This is a genomic window from Pseudomonas sp. CFBP 8770, assembly GCF_014841705.1.
GTDB lineage: Bacteria > Pseudomonadota > Gammaproteobacteria > Pseudomonadales > Pseudomonadaceae > Aquipseudomonas.
On record NZ_JACYUL010000001.1, the window covers coordinates 606116 to 616203 of the forward strand.

At 59.2% G+C, this 10088-nt stretch carries 9 protein-coding genes; 1 reads left to right on the plus strand and 8 read right to left on the minus strand.

Going from position 1 to position 10088, the window contains the following annotated elements:
* The gene (locus tag IFT98_RS02730; protein ID WP_192047409.1) at positions 1-798 is read left to right on the plus strand and encodes a sulfite exporter TauE/SafE family protein; all 798 of its coding nucleotides are present in this window, start codon (positions 1-3) and stop codon (positions 796-798) included.
* A gap of 103 nt (positions 799-901) precedes the next feature.
* On the opposite strand, the gene IFT98_RS02735 is transcribed toward IFT98_RS02730, so the two are convergent.
* From IFT98_RS02735 to IFT98_RS02770, 8 genes are read right to left on the minus strand one after another with little or no spacing between them, the layout of a single operon-like run.
* Positions 902-2284 (minus strand): vWA domain-containing protein, encoded by a 1383-nt coding sequence (locus tag IFT98_RS02735; RefSeq protein WP_192047408.1) that lies wholly within the window; start codon positions 2282-2284, stop codon positions 902-904.
* 53 nt (positions 2285-2337) lie between these two features.
* Complete coding sequence (locus tag IFT98_RS02740; RefSeq protein ID WP_192047407.1) at positions 2338-2847, minus strand: hypothetical protein; 510 nt, start codon at positions 2845-2847, stop codon at positions 2338-2340.
* Positions 2848-2851: 4 nt separating this feature from the next.
* Complete coding sequence (locus tag IFT98_RS02745) at positions 2852-3577, minus strand: hypothetical protein (protein ID WP_192063045.1); 726 nt, start codon at positions 3575-3577, stop codon at positions 2852-2854.
* A gap of 29 nt (positions 3578-3606) precedes the next feature.
* Positions 3607-5115 (minus strand): SUMF1/EgtB/PvdO family nonheme iron enzyme, encoded by a 1509-nt coding sequence (locus IFT98_RS02750; RefSeq protein ID WP_192047577.1) that lies wholly within the window; start codon positions 5113-5115, stop codon positions 3607-3609.
* A gap of 28 nt (positions 5116-5143) precedes the next feature.
* Positions 5144-6367, minus strand: a complete 1224-nt coding sequence (locus IFT98_RS02755; RefSeq protein ID WP_192047405.1) for an ABC transporter permease — start codon at positions 6365-6367, stop codon at positions 5144-5146.
* A complete protein-coding gene (locus tag IFT98_RS02760) occupies positions 6351-7049 on the minus strand; it encodes an ABC transporter ATP-binding protein (RefSeq protein WP_192047404.1) in 699 nt (232 codons plus the stop codon). The genes IFT98_RS02755 and IFT98_RS02760 overlap by 17 nt, the downstream gene beginning before the upstream one ends.
* A 16-nt stretch (positions 7050-7065) precedes the next feature.
* Positions 7066-9021, minus strand: coding sequence for a vWA domain-containing protein (locus IFT98_RS02765; RefSeq protein ID WP_192047576.1), 1956 nt, complete (start codon positions 9019-9021; stop codon positions 7066-7068).
* A gap of 35 nt (positions 9022-9056) precedes the next feature.
* On the minus strand, positions 9057-10088 hold the full coding sequence (locus tag IFT98_RS02770) for a hypothetical protein (protein ID WP_192047403.1): 1032 nt from the start codon (positions 10086-10088) through the stop codon (positions 9057-9059).

Sequence of the window (10088 nt, forward strand, 5' to 3'; positions counted from 1 at the left end):
ATGCTGACCTTCCTGTTGGGGGCCTGCGTGGGCCTGGTGCTGGGGCTCACCGGCGCAGGCGGTGGCATCCTGGCGATTCCGGCGCTGACCCTGGGTCTGGGTTGGTCGGTGACGCAGGCCACGCCCGTCGCCTTGCTCGCGGTCGGCAGTGCTGCCTTGATCGGCGCGATTCAAGGACTGCGCCAAGGCCTGGTGCGCTACAAGGCCGCAGCCACGATGGCAGCCGCCGGATGGGTGGTGGCCCCTGTGGGCATTTACGTGGCCGCACGCGTGCCCGGTACAGCATTGATGGCAGTGTTCGCCGTGGTCATGCTGATTGTGGCGTGTCGAATGTACCTGCAGGCAAGACGCGACGACGAGGCCCGAGGCGCACTGCAGCGCAACTGTATGCTCGATCCTGCAACGGGCCGACTCGACTGGAATGCCCGCTGCCTCGCGACGCTGGCATCGATTGGCGCGACTTCGGGGTTCCTGACCGGCTTGCTGGGAGTCGGGGGAGGGTTTTTCATCGTTCCCGCCTTTCGAACGTTCAGCGACGTGCGCATGCATGGCGTGGTAGCCACCTCGTTGATGGTGGTCACGCTGGTCTCGCTGGGTACCTTGGCCCATCTGTTCAATCAGGGCGTTACATTGACTTGGGCGGGTGCCTTGTTCACCGTTTCGGCGCTGGTCGGGATGATCGCTGGTCGACTCGCGGCGCCGAACATACCCGCGCCGCTCTTGCAGCAAGGGTTCTCCCTGCTGTGTGTGGGCGTGAGTTTGATGATGCTGGGCAGGGCATTCTGTGGGGTTGGTTGAGCTATTGATGCACTACCTTGCCGTTGCGTGATCAGGTCGTCATCACTACGAGGCTTGGTTTCGACGCGTCACTGTGTCGGCGCCCACTCTGCAGGTATAGGGTTCAAGGACAGCCCGGTATGTTTGACACCTCTTGGGAGGCTTGTTGAAGCATGTCATTGAGTTCGACCGCATCGCGGCTTGCGTAAATTCGTCCGCCGGTGTGTTCAGCCATGCAGTTGGAAAGAGCGTTTTTACCGATGTTGACGACGTTGACCTTCAGCCTCGGCTGGTTCTGCGCGATACGTTGGGATACGGCACAGGCATCCTGCTGACAGTTGTCTTCGCCGTCAATGAACATCACGACATAGGCATCGCGATTGCGTCCGTCAACTTTTGATGCCGCTTGCGCAAGGCTCTGGGCCAATGGCGTTCCTTGGTCGGCCTCCAGGCCGTGGATGCCTTTGATCAGCCGTAGTCGTTGTGAAGTAGGGAATACTCCGTAGTCCGCGACTCTGCCGCAGCCTTCGAATGCCATGAAACCCACGTCGATCTGCGGCTGTAGGTTACCGATCATTTTGGCCAGCGACGCTTTGGCCACTTCAAGCCGAGTGGGCCGGGTCAGCAGTGGTGCCACTTGCGGGTCGCGAGGATCGAGACGAGCGCCAACTTCGCCGTACCATCGATCGTCAGCGGGTGAGGTTTTGACGTTGAGGTTCATCGAGCCTGATGTGTCTAGCACTACGACGAATTGCGGCGGCAACGCCGGGTCCACCGGTTTAGGGCAGGCCTTTGCCGACTTGGGCTCCTCGGCGGTTTCAGGTATTGGTGCCCGGGGTGGCGCTGGGGGATGCTGGGGTTCAGATTCCACAATCGGCTGAGGCGCCGGTTCGGGCAGAGGATCAGGTGGCCGAGCCACGACTTCAGGCTCGATTGCCGAGAGCAATGTTGCCGGCTGCGTGTACAAGGCCGGTGCCTGTAGGAACCACCAGGCGAGCAAGGCCAGCATCGGCAACAGCAGCAATGCTAGCAACATCCATGGCCATCTCTGCCAGCGAACCGGGGCATGTACGGCGACGGCCGTGGCAGCTGAGCTGAGGGGCGGCACATGCCTGGGTTTGAGCATATGCCAGCGGACAACTAGCGGTTCGCCGTTGAGGCTGTAAAGATTTTCGGGCAGTGGTTCGCCGATGAGGCTGCGCAGGCTGGCGGCGATGTCGGGCTCGCCCCGGCTGTGCAGTGCATCGGCGGTTAGGCCAAGCGAGTGCTGGCGCTGCTGATAGGTTTGCATCAGTTGGCGTTGCTGGTCTTCGCTCAAGGCGCTGAACCCGAAGGCCTGGCCACCCAGCTCGGTCCACCACTCCGGCACCGTACCGCTGCCAGCACGTGGAATGGCGTACAGGCTGGCGATGTTGGATGCGCAATGCTTGCGAACGATCTCCATCCTGGCGTCGAGTGCGGGCATGATATCCGCAGGCGTGCTGGCATCTCGGATGATCCGCTGCATGTCAGTTATCTCTTGGGAAGGCACAGACGCTCCTTGCGGAGCGCTGCTTGGTTTTATTGGTCGAAGCCGAGGCTGAGCTGGAGCTTGCTGACTTTTTTCTGCAGCGCTTTTAGCTCTTCTTGCTTGGCCGCAAGCTGCGCGGGGTTGCCGCTCGCAGGCTGGTTCTGTGCGGCTTGCAGTTGGCTTTGGAGCGCGTTGATTTGTTTCTGCACACCGGCCTTGTCGGCATGGCGAGTCTTGAGCGTAGATAGCAGTTGCCCTAACGACAGGTTCAGCGACGCTTGAGCTTGCTGTTGTGACTGCAGGTCCTTGCGAGTCGACGCTTGCTCGGCGGCTATGCCGTCGTAGACACGTTTGAACATTGCATTTTCATTACGAGCGGCGGTCAGCTCGTTTTCCTTGCTTCTGACTTGATCACTGTAGCCACCGGTGTAGTCGCAGTTCATCTTGGTGATCATGCTTGCGTCACGGTCGGTGGCGTCGCATGAGCCGGGAGCCGTGGCGCATCCGGAAAGCGCTATTGCGCCTCCCAGGCAAATAAGCAGGCGAGCGGTCGTGTTCATGAGATCAACCCAAGGTGATTGCGGAGCGTTGGCTGTACAGACCGTCGACTTCTTTCTGCAGCGTGGCGACCTTTTCATTCATTTTCAGAATGTTGATATCGACTGTCTTGAGCTCGGCGCTGGTGCCCTGCGCGCGTTCGGCGTCGGCGACCTTGGTGTACTCGGTCACCTTGCTGCGCATGTTGCCCAGTTCTTTTCGCAGATAAGTGATGTTTTCATCGATGCCCGCGATGTCGGTCTGGGCCTTGGCTTTGTCTAGTTTCTTGGCAGCGATGTCACGCTTGATCTGAGCGATGTTCTGTTGATCGTCGGCGATGACCTGCTGCGCGACCGCTGTACGGGCAACTACTTTGTCGGTGTCGGCCTGAACGTCCCTGGTCATGACCTGCAGGCGCTCGGTGGTATTGGAGTATTGGCTGCGTCGCTGATCCAGATAGTAGTTGGCCCCCATCGCTACGCCGCAGGCCGCGATGCCGGCAACGACGGCGCACGCTGCCTTGTTGCCCGAGTTGGATAAGGCGCAGGCCAACACGCCAGCGCCAGCGGCGACGGCACAGGCCTGATAGCCGGACTTGGTGAAAAACTCGGCCGATGCTCCTTGCGTCAGGCGCGGGTCAGGCGAGTTGCCTGTCAGGCTGCTGCCGGTGGACGCACACCCGGTCAGCAGAATGCTGCCTGCCACGACGAAGCTGATCAACAGCTTGGAATGGAAACGCAGGCCTTGAGTCATGGTGTAGCTCCTTGATGTGTACGGATAGGTTATTGCTTGACGGCTTTGCAAGCGGTTAGCCAAGCATCGGCGTCGATTTTCTGCTTTTGCAGGAAGATTTTCTGATTGCTCCAGTGGGCCTTCAGGTAAGGCTTGAGCGCTTGCAACTGCTTGTTGCGGTCCATGATCTCGTCCATGACCGGAACCTGTTTTTCCAGCAGCGGCTGGCCGTACAGCGAAGCGGATTCCACCAGACTACTGGCGTAGTAAAGCCCGAGCTTGTGGACGCGGTTCTTCTGCTCTTCGAGTTTGGTTTGACGCATGTCGCAGGTGGGGTCTTTCTCTGAGCCTTCGCAGTTGAGCGCGTAGTTCTTTTGCATGAAGTCCAGATATTGGCCATCATCGAGCATCTTGGTGCATAGGAATGCACCCAGATTCAGACTGGCACGGATGGCCTGGTCACGGTTTTCTTCCTGCAGCAGGTTGGCAGCACGCAACTGGTTTTCCAGCGCCTGTAGCTTTTCCTTCAATGCCTTGTCATCGACGCTGGAAGCGAGGCTGTTCAGCGCCTGGACGGTACCTTTGCCGTCGCTCTGGGCAGGCTCCTCGCTGCCGGTTCCCAGGGTTTTCCAACTGTTTTCGATCGCCTTGACGCGCTCGCGAGAGGTCAGGGTCTGCGAAACCATGGCCAGCCTGAAACCGGTGGTCTTGGTTTTCATCTGGCCATCGGCGTTGTAATACGGATCTTCCTGGCGCAACGAAGTACGGATATCTGCTGATGCTGTCAGGTAGTTGCCACCTCGCACTACATAGCCGCCCGCCTGACCGTGCTGACGATCAAGTTTGTTCAGCCGAAAAGGCTCGAACATCATCTCATCGACATTGCCGAGCAGGTCGTGAAGGCCCAGCGGGTTGGGCTTGAGCAAACCGCCAAGCTGCAGCTGCCCGTTCGAAGACTGAGATCCGGCGAACCATTCGTAGGCGTTGATGTTATCCGGCATGGGGTAGCGGGTGTCGCGAAACTCCGCCGCGTTGACGTCGACGCCACCTCGTGCAGCGAACTCCCATTCCACTTCTGTGGGCAGGCGCAGGAAACCTGCGGAGCCGTCTTCTTTGGGCAATTTGTCTGCCGCATTTCTGCGCAGCCAAAGGTTGTATTTGTCTGCTGTCTGCATCGCGTCGAACCAGCTCACGTTGACTTGGGGCAGGCGCAACTTGTTGGACGGCTCGGGGCACTTTTCATCCGTCAGCGCGCGGTATTGCAGTTGGGTCAGTTCGTATTTGGCCATCAGGTAGTAACGGGATTTGTCGGTCTTGGCACCGGTGAAACTACCCGCGATGAAGGCAGGGCGGGTCTGTTCCACGTAGCCATATTCAGCACCGTCCTGACCCATCTTGATCGGAAAGTCATCCAATGGTCCGGCGAGCGGGATGTAGACTTTGCGAAATACCATGGCTCCGTCGCATGGCATGGGCAGAACCACGTCTTCCTTGTCCGGCAAGGGGTTGAATTGCTTTTCTCCCCAGGCAACCGCTGAGGCGTCGAGCCAAGGGAGCATTGTCAAAGGCAGTAGCAAGGCAATACGTTTAAAGTTCACGCAGACTCTCCGCGGGTTGAATACCGATAGCTCGAACGGCGCCGATGAGGGCGACCAGGACAGCCACAAGTAGGGACAGGACCAACGCGGTAAGCGCGTGCCAGGGCGTGATGTGGCAGACGAAAGCGCCTGTGCTCTGAGTGATGCCGAGCAATTGATCGAACAATCGACTGCCCGCCAGGTAGAACGCCAGTCCGCCAGCGTAGCCGACCAGGCTCAGCATGACGGCCTGCAGGATCACGAACCCAGCGACGGCCGGGCTGCTGAACCCCAGCAGACGCAGGACTGCCAGGCTCTTGCGCTTGCGATCGATGTTGGCCAGAAACGCGCCGACCAGCGAGGCGATACAGCCGGTCAGCGCGGCGGCTGCGATGACGCCAAAAATCAGGCCTAGCACACGGTTGATGGCTTTCACGTTTTCTATGTCGGCCAGCCGACTCGATGTTTGAATGTTCTGTCCTGTCAGCCACTGCTCGAGCGCGGCCACGCTGTCGATATTTCGCGCATACACCCTGGCCCGCGCGTAAAGCGGCTGGAGCGCGCCTAACGGCCTGCCGGAGTTCAGGCCGAACGCCGGAACCTGATAACCGTCGCGAAAATGTTCAAGCGATAGCAGCAGGGTCGGTGCGATGAAAGCTGCCGCGCGACCGAAGCGCGAGGCATCTAGAATTGCCACGACGTTGAGGTTGATTTCGCCCAGTTCGCTGACGCCATCCAGGCGGCGTGCGGCCCGCAGTCGAACGCTGCTGCCGATCTCGGCCTGCAGGCGTTGTGCGGCGGAAGCGCTCAGGATCAAATCGTTGCCCTGCAGCGAGCTGGCTGGCGTGTTCAGCAAGGGATCGCCGGCCTGAGTGGGAATAATTTCTGCGTTTTCGACAAACCGCTGCAGACCGATCTGCAAATCAGCCTGGGCGTTGAGCGAACGGGTCTGACCAATCGCGAAACCTGTCTCGGGCATTTGTTGCAAGCGAATAACCCATGGCTCGTCGAAGCTGCCGCTGCTGAGCATCTTCACTTCCAGATTGCGCGGATCGCGCATGAGTTCATTCTGCAACTGGCTCACCACGCCGTGCTTGAGCCCGAACAACAGCAGCAACGGTGCGATCACCGCGACCAGGGACGCTGCGATACAGAGCGAAACTTTGCGGTCGTGCCACAGATCTTCGACCGCGAGCTTGCAAAGCAGACGCAGCCTATCAATCCATAGGTTCAAAGCGTGTCTCCCCGGCATGGCTGATGGCGCCCATGCGATTTAGCCCGAAGTCCCGGACCAGCGCCCAGTCGTGGGACACCACCAAGGCGCTCAGACCCAGTTCCGCTACCAGACTCAACAGCAGCTCGAACAAACGCTGGGCGCTGTGCGGGTCCAGCGCTGCGGTCGGCTCATCGGCCAACAGCAACTGCGGTTCGTGCGCAATCGCCCGCACGCAGGCCACGCGCTGCCGCTCGCCGATGGACAGCGCGTGTGGAAGTTTGTCGAGTAGAGCATCGAGCCGCAACGCACCGATCGCCCCCTCTACGTGACTGCTGTGTTCGCTCATGCCGAGCAGGCGGCGCGGCAGACTGATGTTGTCGCGCACTTTGAGAAACGGCAGCAGGCCGCCACTTTGCAGAATGAAACCCAAATCACGAGAGCGGACCTGAGTCAGCGCGGCCTGATCGTCTGCCGCAAGCATCTGCCCGATGTCCAGTCCATCGCGCCCGAGCCGGAATTGCCCCAGTTGTGAAGGTGCCAACAGCAAACCGATTGCCTCCAGCAAGGTGCTTTTGCCACAGCCGCTTTCCCCGGTGATCGCGAGGATTTCGCCGGCACCGAGCTGCAGGCTTGGCAGGCACACACGGTGGGCTTGTGCACCGTGTCCACGTTGCACAAGCAAATCTTGAATGTCGAGCATGGGCTGAACGATCTCGCTACGGCATCATTTCAAGGGGTACTGGATAGACGTTGTCCCTTGCATCGCTGTCTTTGGCCAAGGCGACCCAACGGTCGACGTCGGCGTTATAGCGCTGGTAATGGCGAAGCTTGGTGCTCAGGTTGCGGATGAATTTTTCCTGCGCAAGTCCGTCCCAACTTTTCCATGTCTCCTCATCTAGATTGAGCACTTCGCTGTGATAGGGCAGGTCTTCAAGGTATTCACCCAGCACACCCAGCTCTGCGACCTTGGCGTTGTTGTTTTGCTTGAGCTGGTTGGGGTCGGCACCCATGGTCGCAGCCACTGCGCGCAATTTTTCGAACATGTCCGTGGGTGAAATCAGACCTTCGTTGGCGGCGTCGAGAATCTGCTTCATCACGTCACTCAGGTCACTGAGCTGAGATTTGGTCAGCAACACGCGCACGTCTGTAGTGGGGATGTTCTGCTTGATCAAATCGCGGTCGGTGATCCATGCCTTGAACACCGGCGGCGCCTGGGTTTGGTTCTTTTCACCCAGATAGGCCAGTTGCATGGCATAGCCGATCAGGGCTGCGTCCTCCAGCATTTTCTTATCGGCGGGATCCTGCTTGGCGTTCGCTGCACTGCCTATCGCCTCGTCGCCCCTGTAAGCGGCCTTGACCTGAGAGGTGATAGCGGTTGCAAGCGAGTCCACCTTGCGGCCGAACTCTTGGACATCTCCGGCATTCACCGGGTAGTACAGGGAGGTATTGGTGCCCGGATAAGTCGATAGATTGCGGTATTGCGCCTCCGCCCGAGCGTGATCCTTGACGCCCGCTGGGGTCTTGAGATGCAGCGTGTACACGGCAACCCCTGGATTGGCTGCTTCGAGACGCACCTGATCGGCGTTCAGCCCCGTGTTGGAAAGTTTGTCAGTGCCTTCCAGCGCGCCGGCGTCGGTAATCAGTACCACATAGCGCGCGCCGAATTGACTCCAGTCCACTTTGTCGATGCTGTGCATGACGCCTGCGTAAGCGTCTTCATCGAAGGCGCCACTGGAAACCTTCGCCTGCTTGAGGTCCGCCACTTTAGCCAGGAAGTCAGCACTGTCCTGCACCTGATTGGGATCCGCGTACATTTTGCTCACGTATTCCAGGCCGGGGACGGCCTTGGTGCTGGAGCGGAACGCGACCAGACCGAATTTCACCTGCTTGCCGAGGTTCTCTTTTTCGATCTGTTGATAGACCTTCCGAATGGCTTCCCGTGTCCGATCAATGTACGGGTCCATGGAAATGGTCGAATCGATGACGAACACCACAGCCGCGCTGAACTCCTTCAACTGGCTCGGGGCAGGGGTGTTGGCAGTACCTGCTGCGCCGGTTGCAGTCTCTGCACCAGCGCTGGCCGTCGCTGGTTTTTCATCGGTCTTGCTGACCGACGCAACGTTGAGAATGCGGGTGCGAAAACCCGTTTCAGTCATCACCTCTTCGCCGCTCAATACCGGTAGCAAATAGAACTGCTTCTGCATGTCGACGAAATATTCAGGCTCCTGGGCCAAAACGCCTGGGGCCAGCGCACCTTGCTTGAGCTTGGCACGCAGCGGGGCGACCTTGCTCACAGGATCTGGTGCATCGAGTATACCTTCCAGCGTCGGACGTTCCTTGAAGAACAACAGACGATCACGGTTCGCGGGATTGGTGAACGCCAATGTCAGCTGCATCTTCCATTCTACGGTGCAGGCAGACGGTAGCCAGCCAATGGTTTTGCCGTAGCTGTCCGCCCCGACCTTGAGCCATTCCGCGTTGGCCGCCTGTGCGCGCTCGTACACGTAGAAACGGCTGAAGGTCGGTTGAGCGATGCCATCCGTGGCGCCGGCAGCGGAGCTCAACTGGCAGCCCGGCGTGGTCAAGACACGTTGGAACAGGGTTTTCTTGCCGGCCTGAATCAGCGGTTTATCGGCCGCATAGGCCCAAGGACCGACAGCACAAAGCGTCATTAGCGCGAAGCTACCCAGCGTGCGTTGAAACGCACTCATGGCTTGAGCTCCTCGAAACGTTGCTTGGCATCGGCATTGTTCGGCTTAAGCCCAAGAATGGTTTCGTACCAATAGGCGGCGGTGGCTTTATCCGGTTCGGCAAAGCAGTCGCTGGGCTGATGGTATTTGGGGTCGTATTCATGGGCGTAGGCAGTAGCGATCAATAGATCGCCTGCCTGCGAGCGGTTGGCGTACAGACGTTGGGCAATGCCGCAATGCTTGCTGGCCTTCGCCGTCTCGATGATCTTCAATAACTCGGCACTGGCAGGCGCCTGCTTGATGCATGCTTGAACGAAGGCCAGTTCAGGTTGGCTGTTCATGCTTTCCAAAGTGCACGCGGCAACCGCCGAGGGCCTCGCGGGTTCGACAGTAACTTCCGGCGTCGCAGGGGCTTGGGTTTTGCCATTGAGGAAAAACCAGAAGCCTGCCGCTGCGAGTATCAATACCAGCAAGCCAAGAATGATCGGCAGCAACCGGCTCTTTTGCGGCGGTAGTGCGACTGCAGGTCGCTCCACCGTCTTGCTTTGAATCGGTTCGGATCGAGGCTCGACCTCAGGCGTGGTGGGCGTAACGGTTACAGGCACTGCCGGGATGTCCAGCGGCTCGCTTGGCACCGTCGGGGTGGCCAGGTCAATGCCGCCATAGATACCTCGGGTTTCACCACCCGCGCTGGACGCGAGCAGCCCTGCTCCGGGACGGACCACGCCACGGTCGCTAAAACTCAATCCTTGCTCGCGCAGCTCGATCTGGAAGTTGGAGTTGGCGCTGCCTTCGAGTAACGGATCGACAACGTCGGGGCCAACCAGAGTTTCCAGCGACTCACCACTGGCCCCTTCGCTGAAATGTGGCACCTTGAACCAGAATGGATTACTGCTCCATTGCTTGTGTTCTTGCAGGTAAAACCCATCCTGGTTGCGCTGGATGGAAAACTCCAGACGCTCGTGGGAGCCTTGCCATTTCTTCACCGTCAGGCAGGCCTGCCCTGGCACGGCGGGTTCCAGGCCCAATAGATCAACTCGAATCGACAT

Bases quoted from the DNA above. Each gene is read 5' to 3' on its own strand.
- IFT98_RS02730 (WP_192047409.1), top strand. From the start codon at position 1: ATGCTGACCTTCCTGTTGGGGGCCTGCGTGGGCCTGGTGCTGGGGCTC.
- IFT98_RS02735 (WP_192047408.1), bottom strand. From the start codon at position 2,284: ATGCAGCGGATCATCCGAGATGCCAGCACGCCTGCGGATATCATGCCC.
- IFT98_RS02740 (WP_192047407.1), bottom strand. From the start codon at position 2,847: ATGAACACGACCGCTCGCCTGCTTATTTGCCTGGGAGGCGCAATAGCG.
- IFT98_RS02745 (WP_192063045.1), bottom strand. From the start codon at position 3,577: ATGACTCAAGGCCTGCGTTTCCATTCCAAGCTGTTGATCAGCTTCGTC.
- IFT98_RS02750 (WP_192047577.1), bottom strand. From the start codon at position 5,115: ATGCTCCCTTGGCTCGACGCCTCAGCGGTTGCCTGGGGAGAAAAGCAA.
- IFT98_RS02760 (WP_192047404.1), bottom strand. From the start codon at position 7,049: ATGCTCGACATTCAAGATTTGCTTGTGCAACGTGGACACGGTGCACAA.
- IFT98_RS02765 (WP_192047576.1), bottom strand. From the start codon at position 9,021: ATGACGCTTTGTGCTGTCGGTCCTTGGGCCTATGCGGCCGATAAACCG.
- IFT98_RS02770 (WP_192047403.1), bottom strand. From the start codon at position 10,088: ATGTCGATTCGAGTTGATCTATTGGGCCTGGAACCCGCCGTGCCAGGG.